Genomic DNA, 19,428 nt, shown 5'->3' on the forward strand with positions numbered 1-19,428 from the left:
GTATGGTGTGGCAGATGCGGGGCGACCGAGTCGATTGGGCGCGTGCCCAGGCCGAGCAGTTCATGTCGACCTTGGGTCGACGTTGGGCGCACGTTCAAGCCGTTGCAGCGCGAGCTGCGTCTCTTCCGTTCGAAGGCGGGGATCGGGAACTACTGGTGGCGGCGGCATACCTCCATGACATCGGCTATGCCCCCGGGCTCGCGGCCACTGGCTTCCATCCCCTCGACGGCGCCCGACACCTTCGCTCGTTTGGGGAGGAGGACTTGGCGCGTCTGGTCGCCCACCACACGAACGCCAAGCATGAGGCGGGACTGCGCGGGATCGAGGACTACGAAGACGAGTTTCCTTTTGGGGGAACGCTCCTCGACGACGCTTTGACGTTCTGCGACTTGAGCACGAGTCCCGATGGGCAGCTCGTGACCATCGAGGACCGTCTGGCGGAGATCGTCGAGCGGTACGGCCCCGATCACGTGGTGGCTCGCACCGTCCTCGCTGGCATGCCCGGGTTCGAGCGCGGTCGCGAACGGGTTCGACGACATTGCGCAGAAGCCGGGGTCTCCCTCTAGCGAACTGCCGGCGCTCCGCCAGCAAGGTAGTCGCTGATCCGCAGCCGGATCGATGGGACCATCGGCAGCTCGGCGATCTCGTCGGCTGTGAACGCCTGCACCTCGTGCGACTCGTCACTGACCTCGATGTTCCCGCCTCGGACCCGCGCCAGGACGCAGATCGAAAACTCTTGGCGGACCTCACCGTCGTCGTATGCGAAGACGTGCTTGGGGTCGCTGTAGACGCCGACGATGCCCGTGACCTCGACCTCGAGGCCCGTCTCTTCGAGGGTCTCACGGACCGCGCACCCGGCCACGGACTCGCCGAGCTCCATCACACCGCCCGGCAGTGCCCACATCTCATTGTCGCGCCTACGCTGAAGCACGATCCGGTTGTCGTCGTCGATGACCACGGCCGAGGCGGCAGGCACCAAAGAGTTGGCCGGCGGTGCGGCAGGGTCGTCGTAGAAGTCGCGCCGGCCCATGGCTCCTCCCCTCGGATCAGGTGCCGGATCGAAGCGGTGTAGTGGGACGCTCCTGGTCGATCGCCCGGCTGTCCGACCATATCCCCTCGAAGTGGGCCGAGAACCGGGAGAAGACCCCGCTCGGTCCGAGCCTGCGCAGGTGAAGCAATGGTGCGGAGCGACCCGGCATCCCGTAGAGGTGCGGGGTCACGAGCATCTGGTCATCGAACCGGAAGACCGAGTTGTAGAGCGGGACGTCCTGGAACCGCAGGTCCGCGTTCTCGCACTCCACCAGCGGCGCGAACGCCCCCAGTGTCGACCGTATCCGCGGCACCAAGGTGATGGCTTCGTGCTCCTCTTCGTCCCGCCGCCGGACGTGTTCGGATTCCGGATCGGCCAGTGCGATGCGGACACGACACCCTTGCCCACACTTCTCGAGGAGGAGCTCGACCAGTTCGGGGTGCTGGTGTGGCAGGAAGTAGAGCGTGTAACCGAGCAGGTCGATCTGGGCATCAGCACCTTGGAAGAGGTCCCACCACCGGTCAGGGTTGAGGTCCGTACGGTGCGAGTAGACCGAAACCACCTCAGCCGTCGCGCCGAGTGCATCGGCCGGACGGCGATGCACTCCGGGCCACAGGAACTCCTCGCTCTCCCCCAGCAAGTGAGCCAGCGCATAACGATGCCGCGGGTGTGGTGTCCGACCGGCCATCCAGCGCTGAACCGTCTTGGGATCGATGTCGACCTCGCGCGCGATCTGCTCAATCGTCTTGTGGCCGCGAGAGATCGCTGCGGCAAGTCGCTCGTTGCTCATCGGCGCCAACTTCAGGACGTTGGGACGTTCACTGGTCGTTCATAAACGTCCCAAGCGTCACTCACACGCGGTGTGAACGTCAACAGTCCGCGGGCTGACTGGTGCGTATCGGAACAGAACGAGACGCGCGAAGGCAGGGAAGCAAGTGGCCAAACACGAGGAAGAGTGCGCCATCCGCTGCGGGGTTGTGGATAACTCAGACCGCATCCACGGGCAAGGCGCTCCAATGGCTGGGAGCAGGATCCCGCGACCTGTGGACGGCGCTCGAACGCCGAACAGGACCTCCACAGATGCGGACCGCACGGTTCCCGTGCCACACGGCACGTCGTTCGATCGCAGAAGCGCCGCGAGGGTCGGCGCGGCAAGGTACGAAGCCGGGGTGCAGCGATGAAGACCGATGAAGTCCACGCAGTGCAGATCGCCGAGGCGCTCGCCAGGTGTGCGTCACTCACCGAGCCGTCGGAGGAGCGAAACGCGCTCTGGCTGCTGGTGCAGTCGCTCCTGTGCACGAGATCCCGGCGCACCGTCATTCCCCTGGGTTCCAAGGCGCCGGTGGTCGTCACTGCCGACTACGCCAGCCAGGAGCTGTTGGCGGCGATGGAGTGGGTCGTCGACCACGAGGAGTGCGCCCGGGCGATGAATCCGGCCGATCTCTACCGTCAGATGCGGTGCGCTGCCACCAAGGGCATGCACGGATCTGGCAGAGCCGCCCTGGCCGACGCCCTGCACGGATTCACGCATGTGCCCGCCGGCGGTCCGCTCCGGTTCTGCGCGCTCGACTCCGAGGAGCCGGTGGCGTCATGACCGTCATGTCGTGGGAAGTCTGGGCTGCGGCACGTCTGGAGCTGTCCTGCGAGGAGTTCGAGGAGATGGGCCTTTCGGCCGCAGCGGATCTCTTGGTCTCGAGGGCACTGATGGCAAGTCGGTACGGCGCCGCCCGACCCTTGGTGACCGCGTCGAGCAAGCAGGCAGGCGGGCACTCCCGAACCGTGACTCGGCGGATGTTGGACCAGCTGCGGTTTCCCCCAAACAAGCGTCGAGCGGTCCATCGACTGCTGACTGGCACGTCCACCTGGGCCGGCCTGTTCGCGATCTATGGGCAGGGCCGAGACCTCACCCCTGCCGAGCGCCTCTACGTCCGGCGTCAGCTCCTCATCATCCGGCGCGCAACGGCTCCAGCGCCGGATGCGTCGTCAGAGCCTCCACACCGTAGAGCCGAGCCACTCCAGCGACGGCGACCAGGGACACCCCTGGACCGGATAGCGCCCGCGGGCGACCGTCGCCGAAATCCAGGATGACGTATTCCTCGTCCAGGTTCACCTCGAATCCGACGAGCGACCCCCACCACAGTGACACCAGCTCCCCGCCGCTGAGTCGGAGCAACAGCCGATGATCGCTGATGAGAACCTGTGACCAGCTCGCCGGGCTCCATTGCCCATCAACACGGATTCGCAACCACAGCGCCGAAACTCGTCGGGCCACCTCGTCCGGTTCAAGTATGAGCCCTTGGAGCATTGCGTCGATCGGTGCAGCCTCACGCATCCCGGCAAGCTCGAGCGCAAGGGCGCGGGCGTCCGCGATTTCCGGACGGGTCAGGGTCCGGGGTGCACGACGACTGTTCACCTTCACGGTTCTCTCCTTGAGCTGCCGCTTCATCACCACACTGTCGCCCCAGGCACCGACAGCGCAAGCGCGTGACGCATGGTGCCCCCCGCTGCGCGTCTGGCAACCATGGGGTTGACCGGGATGGCCGCCACGGCGGTCGCTGCCACCGTGTTGGGCTGCGGCGGGCTGGGGTTGGCGACCGTGGTTGCCATCGACTCTCCCAGCGCGCCTCGTATGCCGGCTTGTACGACGTCCGGTCCCGTGGTCGGCCTTTCAGCTGTCCAGGCCCAGAACGCGAGAGTCGTGGTGAGCACAGCCTCAGGGCGCGGGGGCCACGGAGCAGCGCTGATCGCGTTGATGACGGCCATGGCGGAGTCGGACCTGCGGATCCTCGCCAACCCCAACGACCCCAGCGGCGCTGGTCTGCCCTCGCAAGGCACAGGCTACGACCACGACTCGCTCGGCCTCTTCCAGCAGCGGCGCAGCTGGGGCAGCGCAGTGCAACGGATGAGCGCCACGGAATCCACGACACTCTTCGTCGACGCCCTGCTGACGATCCCCAACTGGGCAGGGCAACCGCCCTGGCGTGCTGCACAGCTGGTGCAGAAGTCCGCGTTCGACGGCCGACCCACATCCGCCAACGGCTATTCGGCCGAGGTCGGCGAGAACTATCTACGCCAGACAGACCGCGCCGCAGGAGTCCTGGCGGTCGTCGAACGCGACGCATCGAGACTGGACTGCGGGGCGTCCGACGTCATGCCTCGCGGCGATTCGGCATCGCACGGCCTCCCCGAGGGCTACGCGCTTCCGCCCGACACCAGCCAGCAGGCCGCGACGGCGATCGCCTTTGCCCTGGCCCAACTGGGCAAGCCGTACCTGTGGGGAGGGACCGGGCCAGATCAGTTCGACTGTTCGGGCCTGACCCAGGCGGCGTGGCAGCGGGCCGGCATACCAATCGGCCGAACCACCTGGGACCAGCTGCGCGACGGTGCGCCGACCATCGAGGCAGCCCTCGTGCCCGGCGATCTGGTCCTGATCCCTGGCAGCCAGGGCAGCCTTGCCGCGCCGGGGCACATGGGCATGTACCTCGGGCACGGTCTCGTCATCCACGCACCAAGGACCGGCGACGTGGTCAAGGTGACCACCCTGAGCGCTTTCACCACCAGCGGTGTGTCGGGCCTGCGGCACATCGGTTGATCTGCGACGCGACGCATGGTGCCCCCAGCGTGACGTAGCCAGTACATGCGCGGGAGTGGCCCGCGTGCTGCGAAGGGGTCAACCATGTCCGTACCATCAATCGACATCAAGCCCAACACCACTGGCCTGCCCGGCATCGGCGCGCTCGAGAACATCGTCGGAGCGGTGCTCACGTTCGGTCTGATCGCCGCCGTCGCCGGTGTCGCCATCTCATCGATCGCCTGGGCCGTGGGTGCCAACTCCTCCAACCCGCACGTCGCGGGCAAGGGCAAGAACGGCGTCCTCGTCGCCGGTGCTGCGGCGATGCTCATCGGGGCCGCCAACACGTTGGTCACGTTCTTCAACAACGCCGGCTCCTCGCTTCGATGAACAGGTTGTACGCCAGCGGCCGCACCGGGGTGACCGTCGCGGTCTGCGCAGCCATCGGGCTGCTGGTCCTTGCCGGCTGGACAGTTCTGAATCACACCTCACCGACGACGGTCGGCAGCGAAGGAGTGCAGACGCATCAGCGGGCTCCGGCCACCGCGGGGACGTCACCGCGCCCGTCGATTGCTCGGGGCTCCGACGCGCCTGCGGCAGAGCAGGACTTGAAGCGCCTGCGCGCCGTCGAGCCCGAGTATGCCAGCGGCGCTCCGCGCCGGATCGCGGGCGAGCAAGCGCAACAACCCGACCTGTATGCCGCCGAGTTCGTCCGCCGGTTGCTCACCCAGGACTACCGCTCGCCACGCCAGACGCACCTCGCGTGGGTGCAGACCGAGTCAGCACCGACGAAGGAACCGCTGGTGGTCGGACTGGTGCCGTCCGAACTGCGCGATCGGCTCGCCGTGTACTCGGTCAGCGACGCTGCCGACGGAGCATCCCCCGTTCCCACCGAGCAGGAATGGAGGCAACTAGCCGTTGCCGGTTCGTACACCTCCGTCCATATCCAGCACGTCACGGAGCCACTGGCTTGGACCAACGCCGTGGCCGACGGTCGAATCACGGACCCGAGCATCACCGGGCGCGAGGTTGCCGCTCTGGTGACGCGGCATACCAAGGGCTCTCGCGGTGACCACACGCAAAGGTTCAGCGTTGCCATGACACTCAACCTCGAAGGCCCGCCCGCTCGGACGATATGGGGGTTCGTCGCCGCGGTGACGTACGCATCCATCCCGATTGGTGCGCCATGAGCTGCACTGGCATCTTCGCCCTCAACCCGATGTGCCTGGCCGGGCAGGCCGCACAGGGCGCGACGACCGGCGCGGTCGACAGCGCCTTCAGCCGCATGGCCGGCTACTTCGGCCTTGCGGCGACCAACGCCACGAGTTGGCTCTGGAAGGAGATCGACACCGCCACCACCCTCGACCTGAGCTCACCCCAGCTGGCCAAAGAGATGGCCGCCACCGCTAGCGTCGCCGCGGTCCTGTGCCTGGGACTGTTCGTCATCCAGATGATCGCCTCCGTCCTGCGACGCGAACCGGCAGCACTCGGACGTGGCTTGCAGGGACTCCTAATCAGCTTCGTCGGGTCGGCACTCGCGCTCACCGCTACACGAGTACTCCTCGGAGCAGTGGACTCGCTCAGTGCCGGCCTCGTGCAGTACACGATGGGCACCAACATCAACGGCTTGGGCTCCAAACTCGCCTTCACCGGCCTCGCCAACGTGCAGAACCCCGCGGTCACGCTCATCTTCTCAATCGTCATCCTCGCGGCAGTGGTCGTCGTGTGGGCCGCGATGATGATCCGCAAGGTCATGCTGCTCATCGCCGCAGTCCTGGCGCCGCTGGCGTTCGCCGGCGCAAGTGCCGACATCACCCGCGGCTGGGTGCGCAAGTGGGTCGAGTTCGTCTGCGCAATGATCGTCTCGAAGCTCCTGCTCGTCATCATCCTGAGCATCGGAATCTCCGTGTTCAACGGTGCCGGTCAGGACGGCGGCGGCCCCACGCAGACCGGCACGCAACTCGCGGGCGGCGCGCTGATCCTGCTCATGGGTGGGTTCGCGCCCTGGGTCGCGATCAAGATGTTCAGCTTCGCGGGCGACACCCTGTATGCCGCGCACGCCACTGCCGGGCAGGCCTCCGCAGGCGCCCGGACCGTCATCAGGGCACCCCAGAAGGTCAACGCCCTGCAGTACCAAGCGCGCGCACTCATGCCCAGGCCGCCAGCGCGCAGTTCCTCGGCGCCGACCTGGTCGAAGGACCGCGAGGCAGAGCTCATCAACACCTCCCGGCCGGCGACACCCGCACCGTCAGCGATCCCGGCCGCGGGCGGTCGGGGGGCGGCGGGAGCTGCCGCAGGAAGCGGAGGCGCCGCAGCCGTCTCAGCAGCCGCAGCTCCAGTCGTCGCCGCAGCCACAACGGCACAAGCCACGAAGGCCGCCGGGCAGAAGGCCATCGGCGCAGTAGAGGCCGCCGCACCCTCGTTCGACACTGCGACGGTCGGGCGCGGCGACCCACCAGTTCCGACGCAGCCACCCAGGAGCACCTGATGAGTCCGAGAGATCACATCCATGACTGACGCCGCACAGTCCCAGTTCACCGTCCGCTTCGGCCGACGCCCCCGGCGTGGCCTGCTCTTGGGGCTGTCCGCCTTCCGAGTCGCCTGCATCGCGTGCGCGGCCGCGACCTTCGTCCCGATGATGTTCGTGGCGGGCGCCCCGGGCGCGGCGGCCTCGTCGCCGCTCTGGCTCACTTTCCTCGTTCTCGCCTTTGCACGTTGGGGCGGTCAACCGGCCGCCGAGCTTGCACCAACGGCGGGCCACTTCTTGTTCCGGAAGGCGCGCGGTCAAACGAGGTACCGCGCGCGGCCAGACCGTCCGCGCCCGGCCGGCACGCTGGCCCTCCCTGGGGACGCCGCGTCGCTGCGCCTCCACATCGATGAAGAGAGCGGGGCTGCGATGCTCCACGACCCGCACGCGCAGACCCTGACCGCCGTGGCGCTCGTTCGCCACCCGGCATACGTGCTCCTCTCACCGGAGGAGCAGGCGCGTCGCGTCCACGGCTGGGGACGCGCCCTCGCGGGACTCTCCGCGACCGGTACCTGTGCGCGGGTGCAGGTGCTTGAGGTGTCCCTGCCGGACTCCGGTCGAGGAATCACCGGGTGGTGGGACGCCCACGGGGTCAAGGATCCACGTCAGTGGGCGGTGCGAGAGTACGAGGAGCTGATGCGCACGTGTGCTCCGGCGGCCTCTACCCACCGTACGCTCATTGCTATCTCGCTCGACCTCCGAAAGGCCAGACGCCACATCAGGCAGGCGGGGCGTGGGATGGCCGGTGCGGCCGCGTTCCTGCGTCAGGAGATGACTTCGCTCGAGGCGGGCCTGCGCGCGGCCGACTTGCAGCTGACCGGGTGGCTCGATGAGCCGGAACTCGCTGCGACGCTGCGGGCGGCCTACGACCCGGTGGTAGACCGCGAAGATCTTGGCACCTGCGCCCTCTCAACGGCAGGCCCGGTTGCCGTCGACGAGCACTGGGACTACCTGCGACACGACACCGGGTTCTCCGCAGTGCTGTGGGTCAGCGAGTGGCCACGTGTCGCTGTCCCGCCGTTCTTCCTGCACGCACTGGTGTTCCAGCAGGGGATCCGCAAGACGCTGTCCCTCACCCTCGAGCCGGTGTCGGCTGAGGCAGCACTGCGAGACATTCGCAAGGCCAAGGTCGAGTACGCCACCGACGCCGCACAGAAGGCCAAACTGGGCACCATCGCCGACCTTTCCGACTCGGTGGAGCGCGACGACGTCCTCGAACGCGAACGCGCGCTCATCAGCGGACATGCCGACATCCGCTTCACCGGGATGCTTGCCATCACGGCCGCCACGCGCGACGGGTTGGAGGCCGCGGTCGCTGAGATCTCGCGCGCCGCCATCCAGAGCGGCTGCGAGACTAGGCGACTGTACGGTCGGCAGGCGCGAGCTTTCGCGGCAGCCTCACTCCCCCTGGCCAGGCGGGTCTCAGCATGAGAGGGCGCCGCCGACAGGCCTCACCAGCAGGGTTCTACCTTGAGGCCGACGCATCGCGAAGCAGCCGTCGCGCGCAGGGACGAGGCCGATCGGCCAACTCGTTGCAACACGACGTAACCGTCGGGCGACACGAGGAGCAGGAGCAGGAGCACCAGGCGACGCTACTACCGGCACCCGGCGAGATCGGACCAGAGGCGCTGCGGTCTCTCCGTCACCTACGGGTTCCCACCCACCGCGCCACCTCGGACACGGTGGCCGGCGCCTACCCATTCCTGGCCGAGGCCGGTCTCGGCGGCGAAGGCGTTTACGTCGGGCAGGACGCCTGGTCCGGCGGCGGCTTCTGCTTCGACCCCTGGGCCCTCTACAGGCAGGGGGTCATCACCAACCCGAACTGCCTCCTCGCTGGCGTCGTCGGTAAGGGCAAGTCGTGCCTGGCCAAGTCGCTGGCGACCCGCTCCATCGCCTTCGGACGACGGGTCTACGTCCCCGGCGACCCCAAGGGCGAATGGTCCGCCGTCGCACGAGCTGTCGGTGGGGCGGCCATCCAGCTGGGGGGTGGCAGCGCCAACCGGCTCAACCCCATGGACCCCGGTCCGCGAGTCGGCACCGTGGACGACCTGCAGTGGGCGACCCTGGTCCGCATCCGTCGCCGGACGCTGCTCGGCTCGTTGTCTGAGTCGGCGCTCGGACGCCCGCTCAGCTCGGTGGAGCACACCGCTCTCGACGTCGCACTGGACGAGGCCATTGCCGAATCCCCCACACCCACGCTGCCGTCGGTCGTTGACGCGCTCCTGGAGCCCAAGTCGTCACGTCCCGGGGCCACCTGCGCCGAACTCGCGCGAGACGGGCGGGACCTCGGCCACGCCATGCGGCGCCTAGTCTCCGGAGACCTCGCAGGACTCTTCGACGGGCCCTCGACGATTGTCTTCGACCCCTCACTGCCCATGGTGTCGCTGGACCTCTCCCAGATCCAAGGCGCCGACCAGCTCATCGCCATGGTCATGACCTGCGCCTCCGCCTGGATGGAGGCAGCGCTCGCCGCACCAGACGGTGGACAACGCTGGGTCGTCTACGACGAGGCCTGGAGACTCATGCGGCAGCCGGCGTTGCTCGCCCGCATGCAGTCACAGTGGAAGCTCTGCCGAGGGCTGGGCATCGCCAACTTGCTCATCGTCCACCGTCTGTCCGACCTCGACGCCGTCGGCAACAGCAACTCCGAAGCCCGAGCCTTGGCCCGAGGACTGCTCGCGGATTGCTCGACCAAGATCATTTACCAACAGGAGATCTCCGAAGGCCCCCGGACCGCGCTCGAACTCGGGCTCTCGAGTGCTGAGCAAGCACAACTCCCGGATCTGCAGGTCGGAGAGGGACTTTGGCGCGTTGGCAATCGCGCCTTTGTCGTCCGTCACGTCGCGACCGAGAACGAACTCCGGCTCTTCGACACGTCATCGCGCATGACAGTTCAGCTCAATGGATTCCCGGAAACATGACATACGCGGCTGTAATCGGCACCGAACCAGGCGGATCCGCCGATCTTCACGGCGTTAAGACGCAGGTCAGGATCGCGCCTCCCGCGCTGGACCTGAAAGACCGCTAGCCGCCTTTGGCGTTGCATGATCGTCTTCCAGCCATGGCAGATCCCGCGCCCCGGGACCAGTCATCGGCCACAGTTGTCCCGGTTTCGGAGGAGTCGCGTTTCGTTCGATCCTCATACCAAGGTGTTGCTGCCCTTGCGTTCAAACGCGATTGGGTGAGCCCTCGTAGTGGAGCGCTCCGATGGCGCCTGATGTGCTGGTGGTACCCGACTCAGAGACGATAACCCTGAACGCGACGTCGAGAGGGAGGGTGTGCGGTGACCCTCGGCGGCCGCTTACCGCCCTTCGAGGCTGGCCTGTATGAGCAAACTGCTCGTGCGACGATTCGATCTCAGGCTCAAGCTCAGGCTGCAGCTCCGCGACCCGCTCCTTCACGTGGCGGTTCGCCTTCTAGGGTTCAGGTCACGCTGCAGGCCGGGGTCGATCCGGTCTGGCGACGCCACCGGTACCCCGCCTGGTCGCTGATGTGGAAGTCATGCGCCTCGCTTGCAACGCTGCTGCCGTCCGCGAGCAGGTCAAAGACACTGCGTCAAACGGTCGGATGGCCTCTTCGTCCCGGTTGGACCTCTTGCGGCAGGTACCAGAATCCGGAATCCCGGGGCGTAGAACCCGGGATGGAGCAAGGACACCGCCGCCACCGGCACGGGAGAGTCAGCCCGATCATCTGGCTTGCCGGGGTCAGTGGTTCGTGGTGGCCACAAGCACTGGCATCCAAGTCTGACCGTCGTCGGTGGACTCGTAGATGCCGCGGTCTGTTGCCACGTGCCACCGACCCGGAATGACGTCAAGCGCCTCGACCTGACCCGCCACCGTGCCCTTCTTGGCCCATGTGGCGCCTTCGTCGCTGCTGACGCTCACGGTCCCGTCGGCACCGACGCCCACGAGCGGCCCGTCGGTCTGCCAGTCCAGCGGTCCGAGCCTAGGCGCCCCAGTCACTGGCGTCAGTTTGGACCCGTCCTCGGAGCGGAGTACCTGTCCCTCCGGCGTGGTGGCGAACAGGACGCGGGGGTGGGAGGGGTCGGCGGCGAGGTCCAGCAGCTCTTGGTTCTCCATCACGGTCCAGTCCCGCCGGTTGGTTGAGGTGATCAGTGCTCCGTTGACGGAGTCGTATGCGTAGGTTCGTCTCCCGGCAGGTTCGATGGCGTGGAAGTCTGCCTTGCCCTGCAGGGAGACCGCGGTCCACGTCTTCGCGCTGTCCTTGGACTCGATCAGCCCCAGTTGGCCCGGCAGGTCTTCGCGCAGGTCCGGGTGACCGCTGGCAAGGAAGTTGCCGGGACCGACGACAGCAAACCCCATGGTGTCCTGGTACCGGTCGGCGACCCGGTCGGCGCTGCCATTGGCTGCCAGCCGGTAGACCCCGGTGTGGGAGGCGACGTACAGGGTGCCGTCGGCGGGGTCTACCCCTAGCCCGTGGACATGGCCCAGCGCGGGTGCCGAAGATCCCGGAGGCGCAGTGGTCACGCCTTCCGGCGACCCAGAGGAGCACGCTGCGACGGCGGCGACCAGCATCGAGGATGCTGCCAATGTGATTGCGCGGCGGAACAAGTTGGCTCCTACGAGGTCAAGGCCTGATGCGGCCATTCGTGCCGTCCGGGTCATATGTGGCGGGCGCGCAGGCGCAGGGCGTTGCCGATGACGCTGACGGACGACAGGGCCATGGCGGCTGCGGCGATGACGGGAGAGAGCAGGAGCCCGAAGGTCGGGTAGAGCACCCCGGCTGCGATGGGGATTCCCCCGACGTTGTACACGAACGCGAACACGAGGTTCTGGCGGATGTTCGACATGGTCGCCTCGGAGAGCTTCCGTGCACGCAAGATGCCGGTCAGGTCACCGCCAAGGAGGGTTATGCCCGCGCTTTCAATGGCGACGTCGGTGCCCGACCCCATGGCCAGGCCCACGTCGGCTGCAGCGAGGGCGGGTGCGTCGTTCACGCCGTCGCCAGCCATTGCCACGACGCGTCCCTCGCTGCGTAGTCGCTTGACGACGTCGGCCTTGTGGTCCGGCATGACCTCGGCCTCGACCCGGTCGATGCCAAGTCGGCGAGCGACGGCTTCTGCGGTGAGGCGGTCGTCACCGGTGAGCATGACAACCTCAACCCCTTCGGCGCGCAGGGCTACCACGGCCGCAGGGGTTGTTCCCTTGACCTGGTCGGCAATCGCGATGATCCCCGCGACCTGGCCGTCGACACCGGCGAAGATCACGGTGGCCCCGTCGGCGCGCAAACGGTCGGCCTGCGCGGTCAGTGCGCTCGGGTCGAGTCCTTCACCGGTCAGGAATGAGGCGCTGCCCACCCGGACCTTGCGCTGATCGACGCTGCCAATGACGCCCTTGCCGACCGGCGCGTCGAAGTCGGTCGCGGCCGAGATGGTCAGACCAGCGTCCGTGGCGGCGTTGACGATGGCTGTGGCCAGTGGGTGCTCGGAGGCACGTTCAACCCCGGCCACGAGCCGCAACAGGTCGTCCTGCTCGAACCCCGCCGCGGTGACGATCTGCGTCACGGACGGCTTGCCCTCCGTCAGCGTCCCGGTCTTGTCCACGACGACCGTGTCGACCTTCTCCATCCGTTCGAGGGCCTCGGCGTTCTTGATCAGCACGCCGAGCCCAGCGCCACGTCCGACACCGACCATGATCGACATCGGTGTGGCCAGACCAAGCGCACAGGGGCAGGCGATGATCAGGACGGAAACCGCCACGACGAGCGCGTGAGCCAGGCGCGGGTCTGGTCCCGCAACGGCCCAGACCACGAACGCGACGATCGCGATGAGGATGACTATGGGCACGAACCAGGCGGCGACCTTGTCCGCCACTCGCTGGATCGGTGCACGGGAACGCTGAGCTTCGGCGACCATCTGCACGATCCGGGCCAGCATGGTGTCCCGGCCGACCTTGTCCGCGCGGACGACCAGCGACCCGGTCTGGTTGATGGTGCCGCCGATGACCGAGTCGTCAACGGTCTTGGTCACCGGCATCGACTCACCGGTAACCAGGGACTCGTCGAGAGTGGAACGACCATCCTCGACCACGCCGTCGACGGGGACCTTCTCGCCCGGACGGACCCGGAACCGGTCACCCACCGTGACCTGGTCCAGGGTCACCTCATGCTCGGTGCCGTCCGCGTTGATCCGGCGCGCGGTGTCGGGGGTCAGATCGAGCAGCGCCCGGATCGCGCCGGACGTCTGCTCCCGGGCCTGGAGCTCAAGGACCTGCCCGAGCAGCACGAGTGTGGTGATGACCGAGGCGGCTTCGAAGTAGACGTCGACCGCACCGTCCATCCGGAACGCCTCCGGGAAGATACCCGGCGCCACGGTGGCGACCACGCTGAACAACCAAGCGACGCCCGTGCCCATCGCGATGAGGGTGAACATGTTCAGCTTCATGGTCCGCACCGAGGTCCAGCCGCGCTGGAAGAAAGGGGCCCCCGCCCACAGCACCACCGGGGTGGCCAGGACCAGCTGGACCCAGGTCGACGCTCGTGGAGAGATCAGGTCGTGGATCGCTGGGATCAAGTCGCCGCCCATGCCAAGGACGACAACAGGGAAGGATAGGGCCACACCGGTCCAGAATCGGCGAGTCATGTCGGCCAGCTCCGGGCTGGGTCCGCTCTCCGCGGTCACCATGAGGGGTTCGAGGGCCATCCCACAGATCGGGCAGGAGCCTGGGCCGGGGCGCCGGATCTCTGGGTGCATGGGGCACGTCCACTCCTGTAAGTCCCCGGCCGAACCGCTGCTGGCTTCCTGCCCCGGCGCACCTTCCATAGGGCCGTGGCCGTGATCAGCGTTCGCGTCAGCGGGCACCGCATGCAGAAAGGCGTCAGGGTTCTCCTCGAAGCGTCTACGGCACCGACTGGAGCAGAACCAATGAGTGCGCCCGTCGTGCAACGCGTGGTGCTCGCTGGAGGCGGGGTCGACGTCCATCCCACAGACGGGGTCCTTCACCGTGGTCGCAACCCGCGCGTGTTCGCTGTGCTCGCTCATGTCATTCATCGTGTACCCCCTGGGGGTATCTGGTCAACCAACGAACGACAGGGTCGTTGCATGCGTTGACAGGCGGGATTCGACTCGGAGAGTGGTGCACGCCCAGTCAAGGCGGGCGCTACCGAGGGGCCCAGGTCGACCGCGACGTGGATTTGGCCGTGCGGTCGACCTGGGCGGCCGGGGTCATGACTTCAACATGTCCTTCATCTGCGCGAGCTCGGCCGTCTGGTCGGCCTCGATCTTCTTCGCCAGTGCGACCGCGTCGGCGTTCTTGCCGTCCGCCTGTTGGGTCTTGGCCATCTCGATCGCGCCCTCGTGATGCGAGATCATCATCGTCAGGAACATCTGGTCGAAGCTCGTTCCCTTGGCCGAGTCGAGCGACCTCATGTCGTCGTCGCTCATCATCCCTGCCATGCCATCTGAGCCGTGGTCCATGCCGCTCATACCCATGCCGCCGCGGGAGGGCTGCTCCTGCCCCCAGGCCTTGAGCCAGCCGGACATGGTGTCGATCTCGGGGCGCTGGGCTGCTTCGATCTTGGCGGCCAGATCCTTCACCTGGGCTGACTGAGCATGAGTCGCGGCCATCTTCGCCATCACCACAGCCTGCTCATGGTGAGGAATCATCGACTGCGTGAACTTGACGTCCGCGTCGTTGAAGTCGGCCTTTGAGCTGCTGGAACTGCTGTTGTTGCTGCCACTGGCGGTGGTGTCTGCGGCGTTGCCGCAACCGGTCAAGGCGAGCGCTGCCACCACGGCAAGCGCGAGGGCACTGAAGAGTCGTTTCATCACGGGTCGTCCAATCAGGTCTGTCGGGTAGAGGGGGCATGCTGAAGCCGCGGATCGGCCACGCGTCACACACGGGCTCCGCAGCCGGTCAGCAGCGCCGAATCGACAGAACAATCAAAGACGGAGGATCAGGGTCACGCCCGTGCGGACCGGGTGCCCTCGCTGGGGCCGCCACACGCTGATACAAGGGCAGCGCGGGGGCGCCACTCAGCATGCGGAGCAGCACGAGCAGAGCCATCGTCAGCACAGCCATGCACATAGCCGTCATGTCCATGTCCCAGCCGGTCGTGGCGTCGACCACCGTGGCACCAACAGCTCCGACATCGTGGGCGGCCGCAACCATCGCCTCGTGGGCCCCGGGTAGCGGCGCCGTAGGCATCGACGCGTCGACCGGCTCGTGGAACACCACTTCCATGTCATGGGCCATGCCACCGTTGTGGCTGTTCAGGCCATGCATTCCGACGATCCCCGCGAGGAGGATGAGCAGCCCGCCGAACCACAAGGCGCGTCGCGCCGTGGTCCCGGACCGGTCTTGGATGCTCATCACTCCCGAGTCTACGTCGCTGCTCCAAGGCGCACCCCGGGGCTATCGTCCCGACCATGACCGTCGAAGAGTTCGCACCCGAGCCCGGCCGAGACCTGGGGCCGCTCATCCACGCGCTTCGTCGCAACGGCGCAACGCTCACGTTCGCTGAATGGGTCTCCGTCCCAGACTCCATGACCATCAACCTCCACCTGCCCGACGATCCAGAACAGGCCGCCAAGTGCCGCGCGGCCATCGAGCAGTGGAGGAAGTCCGGCTGAGCGTGCATCGGGGTGGCGCGTGCCGCCGCCCGAGCGACGGCTGTGCGTAGCAATCGTTGCCCGCGGCTCTGACGAAGGGCACGGCGAGCTCCTCGTACATTCCGTCCGCGTCAGCTTGCAGAGCGGCACCACCTCGCCCGCGATCGACTAACTGAATGCAACAGTGCGTCCCTCCTCCAGGGGCCCCCTTGATCCGTCGCGGCGCATCAACAACGGACCCTCCGGAGCGCTCCCAAGCCGCTGGCAACGTCCCGCGAAAGTCACGCCAAGGCGCGCCCCTACCCGCCCGAGCCCGGGGCGGCATCACACAGGGACGCTGCGCTGCCACCGGCATTGCCGCCAAGGGCCGGAGTCGCAACCGAGGTGAGCGCCAGGCGGCGATGTGACGCAGGTCCTGCGGCCGACGATCCGTCCGACTTTGGCTCCTCTCTGTGTCAAGACGCGGCGGCAAGTCGGGTTCTACGGTGGGTGGTGGCGGGTCCGGGAAGTGGCTTGTCCGAAGAGTTGGTGTGAGGTTGTGAGCCGACCGCGCTGGAGTCAGAGTCGTTGCCTCGTTGCCCTCCCGGGCCCGTCGCCATGTGTCGTGCAGCGTCGTTGACCATGGTCCGATACACGATGTCGGACAGTCGGCGTTTGAGCGGCCGCATCGACTCGTTCGAGGTCTTCCCTCGAGCCTTGCAGCGGTCGAAGTACGCGCGGCCCTCGGTGGGATTACGCAGCTGCACGGTAGCCATGATGTGCAGCACCCGGTTGATCTGACGGTTGCCGCCTCGGGACAAACGGTGGCGGACGTTGTCCCCCGAGGAGGCATCGATGGCTGCGGTGCCTGTCCAGGAGCCGAAGTGGTTGTTGTCCGGGAACCGGGTGATGTCACCGACCTCGACCAGCAGCCGGGCCGCGCTGGACGGGCCGATCCCGTTCAGGTCCATCAGGGTGGTGCCGGTCGCGGCGACCAGAGCGGTCAGTTCCTTGTTCGCGGCCTTCTTGCGCTGATAGATCCGCTCGAGGTCGGCGACCAGTTCGGCCGCGACGCGACGCCGGGTCTTGCCCGCAGCGTCACGGGGGCGGACGGTTGCCAGCAGCGCCTTGGCCTGTGCGGCGGACAGTTCCTTCTTCGCCCCGCCTGGGATCAACTCCAGGAGCAGGTGGTGGACCTGGGACATCTTGCGGGTGTGCTCCTCGCCCAGGGATCGGCGCCGGTCGACCAGAATCCGCAGCACCGCCAGCTGCTCGTCGTTGACGACCGGGCGCAGCCCACTCATCCGGGTGCCCACCAGCGCCACCGAGTGCGCATCGGTGGCATCGGTCTTGCGGCCCTGACCGGTGGCGAACACCCGCGCCCGCGCGGACAGCTTCGGCGGGACGTCGAGGACCTGCTCACCTTCGGCCAGTAGCCGGTTGGCCACGTGCCGGCCGATGCCTTGGCATCCCTCGGTCGCCCAGACATGCTCCGGCCACGCCTGCACGTACCGGCGCATCGCGGCAAGACCGTCACGGTCGGTCGCGAGTCGTCCTTTCCCGACGATGGATTCGCCACCGGTCATGACTTCGATCGTGACCGAGCGTTTGTGCGCGTCCATCCCTATGACCACTCGTGCTGGCGTGCCTTCCATGTTGTCCTCCGAACTCGAACCTGATGGGGTTGTCGAGCGGGGAGGGCAACGCTACTTCGAGCTAGGGCAAACCCCTCTTGAGCCACTTCCGCTCTGGCGACGTCCGGGGATGCGCAGGCCAAATGAGAGCCACACCGAGGTGAGCAGCCGAAATGAGAGCGACAACCCCGAACGCCTAGACCGAGCCTCGTCAGATCCCGGCCATGACGTCAATGAAACAAGTAGCCGATGAGCGGACGTGAGGTCGAGTCATGCCGTCGGCGCTGGTCGGGAGCAGACAGCGCCGATGTGGGGAACCGGTCACATTTCACAGCCAATTTGAAGGCATCGGCTACCTTGGCCCGCAGTCCCGGGACCGGATAGGGACGTGCACTGTGCTGCGAACCTAGCGGCCGGGTACAGCCAGGCCTTGCTCGCGCACCACCCTCAGTGAGTTCGGCGCCGTGACGCCGCAGAGCGGGCTGGTAACCCACTGCGCCGCCGCACCGCCACGGACGCCACCACGAACAGGACCAGCCCGACCACCACAACGATCAGCCAGCGCCCGGCACCCAGCGCTGTCAAGGTTCGGCTCACGGCACCGGAAGCCTCGGCGACAGCCGTGACCGGTCCGGATGCGACCGTGTTGCCGTTGTAGAGCTGTAGCTCGACCCACCCGTACCAGAGGACGTAGCCGGCCGCGACGGTCACGACCACCCCCGAGGCGCGCCCGACATGGCGGGTCCACGGGCGGGCCCGCGCCATCGCAGCCCGCCCGAGGAGTCCGACGACGACTGCCAGCACGGTCATGACCAGTCCCATTGCCAGGGCGTACGCGACCGCAGCAGACACGCCCACCACGAACGACGCCCCGGCGCCGCTGGTGAACACCGACGCCACCGCCGACAGGAACACCGGCAGCGTGCACGACAGTGACACCGTCGCGTACACCACGCCGTAGGCCACCATGCCGCGCACCGAACCATCGACCCGGGACCGGGCACGCGGCGTCCGAACGGTCACGTCGTGACCGAGGAGAAGCAGCACTCCGACGACCAGCAGCGCAGCGCCGGCGACCAACGTCGCCACGAACAGCCACGGGCCCAACGTCAGGGACAGGGCTGAGATGCCCACACCCACAGCCCCGAACACGGCCACGAAACCGACGGTCACCGACACTCCGACGACCAGGGCGCGAGCCACGACCCCGCTCCTCGAGGGCGGCTGTCCCACGAACAAGGCCAGGTATCCGGGCAGGAGGGCGAACCCGCAGGGGTTGAACGCGGCCAGCATGCCGGCCGTGACCGCCAACACGACAGCGGCAGTCACCAAGCCACCGCCGGCACCTTGGCACTCCCGGCACGGCTCACAATGTCGTCGTCGAGGACGGGTCGGGGATGGCTCCCGTGGGCTGGCCCGGGCCAGCTGACCCACACAGGAGAGTGCCGTCAGCGGCCTTGCTGCACGTAGGTCCCGGCGGCAGGCTCACCGTGGACGTCGCAGCTCCTGCGGCGACCTCAGCCACCCGAGCGCGCAACGTCGCCTCGTCAAGGCTGCCCACCCGCAGGTCCGCTCGACCATCGGCGGTGATGAACGCAAAGGTGGGCTGGACGGTGACTCCGTACTCGCGCCAGACGGTGCCGTTGGTGTCAGCGAGATGGGTCAGAGCGGACGTGCCGGTCTGCTTGACGAAGTCGACCATGGTGCCCTTGCCCCCCCCTGACCCGCAACCCCGATGATGTCGACCTGCCCCGCGAACTCGGCGGCGACTTTGGTGACCGCTGGTGCTTCGCTGCGGCAGATGGTGCACCACGGAGCCCAGAACCAGAGGACGACCGGTCTGCCGGTCAAGGTCGCCGCATCGAACGCGGCACCGGACACCGTGTCCGGGATGGCGCCGACGTGTGCGAACGGTGACACCGCACCGGTGCTGCCGCCGCCGCCCGTGGTCGGCGTGGGAACGGAGCACCCACCCACCGCCACAAGGGTCAGCAGCAGCAACAATGCCGTCGCAACCGCCCGGCGCCGGGTCATGGCGACCATGTTGCGCGCCCTGTGGGGCTGTCCAGGCAATGCTTCGCACGAGCGCTGGTCGTCGGTGACCATGGGACCTCCCGG

The 19,428-nt window shown here is 67.4% G+C and carries 19 protein-coding genes; 9 read left to right on the top strand and 10 right to left on the bottom strand.

Going from position 1 to position 19,428, the window contains the following annotated elements; genetic code table 11:
* Positions 1-62: 62 nt before the first annotated feature.
* Positions 63-566: an HD domain-containing protein gene (locus tag ABD286_RS02425; protein ID WP_235529351.1), complete on the top strand. Its 504-nt coding sequence runs from the start codon at positions 63-65 to the stop codon at positions 564-566.
* Here ABD286_RS02425 and ABD286_RS02430 read toward each other — a convergent pair.
* Both ABD286_RS02430 and ABD286_RS02435 read right to left on the bottom strand, forming a co-directional pair.
* A complete protein-coding gene (locus tag ABD286_RS02430) occupies positions 563-1,030 on the bottom strand; it encodes an NUDIX domain-containing protein (RefSeq protein ID WP_056920569.1) in 468 nt (155 codons plus the stop codon). The genes ABD286_RS02425 and ABD286_RS02430 overlap by 4 nt on opposite strands.
* Before the next feature lie 16 nt (positions 1,031-1,046).
* On the bottom strand, positions 1,047-1,820 hold the full coding sequence (locus tag ABD286_RS02435; RefSeq protein ID WP_056920570.1) for a helix-turn-helix domain-containing protein: 774 nt from the start codon (positions 1,818-1,820) through the stop codon (positions 1,047-1,049).
* 411 nt (positions 1,821-2,231) lie between these two features.
* Here ABD286_RS02435 and ABD286_RS02440 point away from each other — a divergent pair, with 411 nt between their 5' ends.
* Entirely contained in the window at positions 2,232-2,624 is a 393-nt protein-coding gene (locus ABD286_RS02440) for a hypothetical protein (protein WP_344189930.1), read from the top strand.
* Between the two features lie 351 nt (positions 2,625-2,975).
* Here ABD286_RS02440 and ABD286_RS02445 read toward each other — a convergent pair whose 3' ends face one another.
* Entirely contained in the window at positions 2,976-3,476 is a 501-nt protein-coding gene (locus tag ABD286_RS02445) for a hypothetical protein (RefSeq protein WP_157598595.1), read from the bottom strand.
* A gap of 306 nt (positions 3,477-3,782) precedes the next feature.
* Between ABD286_RS02445 and ABD286_RS02450 the strand changes: the two genes are divergently transcribed.
* From ABD286_RS02450 to ABD286_RS02475, 6 genes are all read left to right on the top strand, one after another.
* Positions 3,783-4,622, top strand: coding sequence for a C40 family peptidase (locus tag ABD286_RS02450; RefSeq protein ID WP_344189933.1), 840 nt, complete (start codon positions 3,783-3,785; stop codon positions 4,620-4,622).
* 84 nt (positions 4,623-4,706) lie between these two features.
* Positions 4,707-4,991, top strand: a complete 285-nt coding sequence (locus ABD286_RS02455) for a DUF6112 family protein (protein ID WP_200947897.1) — start codon at positions 4,707-4,709, stop codon at positions 4,989-4,991.
* Positions 4,988-5,791 (top strand): hypothetical protein, encoded by an 804-nt coding sequence (locus tag ABD286_RS02460; RefSeq protein ID WP_344189936.1) that lies wholly within the window; start codon positions 4,988-4,990, stop codon positions 5,789-5,791. The genes ABD286_RS02455 and ABD286_RS02460 overlap by 4 nt, the downstream gene beginning before the upstream one ends.
* Positions 5,788-7,089, top strand: a complete 1,302-nt coding sequence (locus ABD286_RS02465) for a type IV secretion system protein (RefSeq protein WP_056920576.1) — start codon at positions 5,788-5,790, stop codon at positions 7,087-7,089. The genes ABD286_RS02460 and ABD286_RS02465 overlap by 4 nt, the downstream gene beginning before the upstream one ends.
* Positions 7,090-7,110: 21 nt before the next feature.
* The gene (locus ABD286_RS02470; RefSeq protein WP_056920577.1) at positions 7,111-8,559 is read left to right on the top strand and encodes an SCO6880 family protein; all 1,449 of its coding nucleotides are present in this window, start codon (positions 7,111-7,113) and stop codon (positions 8,557-8,559) included.
* A 251-nt stretch (positions 8,560-8,810) separates the two neighbouring features.
* On the top strand, positions 8,811-10,049 hold the full coding sequence (locus ABD286_RS02475; RefSeq protein ID WP_056920585.1) for a TraC family protein: 1,239 nt from the start codon (positions 8,811-8,813) through the stop codon (positions 10,047-10,049).
* A 783-nt stretch (positions 10,050-10,832) separates the two neighbouring features.
* Here the strand turns inward: ABD286_RS02475 and ABD286_RS02480 are convergent.
* The 4 genes from ABD286_RS02480 to ABD286_RS02495 form a co-directional block, all read right to left on the bottom strand.
* A complete protein-coding gene (locus tag ABD286_RS02480) occupies positions 10,833-11,663 on the bottom strand; it encodes a F510_1955 family glycosylhydrolase (RefSeq protein ID WP_056920578.1) in 831 nt (276 codons plus the stop codon).
* Between the two features lie 86 nt (positions 11,664-11,749).
* Complete coding sequence (locus tag ABD286_RS02485) at positions 11,750-14,128, bottom strand: heavy metal translocating P-type ATPase (protein WP_056914724.1); 2,379 nt, start codon at positions 14,126-14,128, stop codon at positions 11,750-11,752.
* A gap of 183 nt (positions 14,129-14,311) precedes the next feature.
* A complete protein-coding gene (locus tag ABD286_RS02490; protein WP_056914725.1) occupies positions 14,312-14,914 on the bottom strand; it encodes a DUF305 domain-containing protein in 603 nt (200 codons plus the stop codon).
* 88 nt (positions 14,915-15,002) lie between these two features.
* On the bottom strand, positions 15,003-15,458 hold the full coding sequence (locus ABD286_RS02495) for a DUF6153 family protein (protein ID WP_056914726.1): 456 nt from the start codon (positions 15,456-15,458) through the stop codon (positions 15,003-15,005).
* A gap of 56 nt (positions 15,459-15,514) precedes the next feature.
* On the opposite strand from ABD286_RS02495, the gene ABD286_RS02500 reads away from it, so the two are divergent.
* Positions 15,515-15,718 carry a hypothetical protein gene (locus ABD286_RS02500; RefSeq protein WP_056914727.1) on the top strand — a complete coding sequence of 68 codons (204 nt, stop codon included), beginning with the start codon at positions 15,515-15,517 and terminating at the stop codon, positions 15,716-15,718.
* A gap of 434 nt (positions 15,719-16,152) precedes the next feature.
* Here ABD286_RS02500 and ABD286_RS02505 read toward each other — a convergent pair whose 3' ends face one another.
* The 3 genes from ABD286_RS02505 to ABD286_RS02515 form a co-directional block, all read right to left on the bottom strand.
* Positions 16,153-17,331, bottom strand: a complete 1,179-nt coding sequence (locus tag ABD286_RS02505) for an IS110 family RNA-guided transposase (RefSeq protein WP_344189945.1) — start codon at positions 17,329-17,331, stop codon at positions 16,153-16,155.
* Between the two features lie 426 nt (positions 17,332-17,757).
* A complete protein-coding gene (locus tag ABD286_RS02510; protein WP_344189947.1) occupies positions 17,758-18,639 on the bottom strand; it encodes a cytochrome c biogenesis CcdA family protein in 882 nt (293 codons plus the stop codon).
* Positions 18,640-18,972: 333 nt separating this feature from the next.
* The gene (locus ABD286_RS02515) at positions 18,973-19,416 is read right to left on the bottom strand and encodes a thioredoxin domain-containing protein (RefSeq protein WP_162246818.1); all 444 of its coding nucleotides are present in this window, start codon (positions 19,414-19,416) and stop codon (positions 18,973-18,975) included.
* Positions 19,417-19,428: the final 12 nt, after the last annotated feature.

The organism is Pedococcus aerophilus (assembly GCF_039532215.1).
Taxonomy (GTDB): domain Bacteria; phylum Actinomycetota; class Actinomycetes; order Actinomycetales; family Dermatophilaceae; genus Pedococcus; species Pedococcus aerophilus.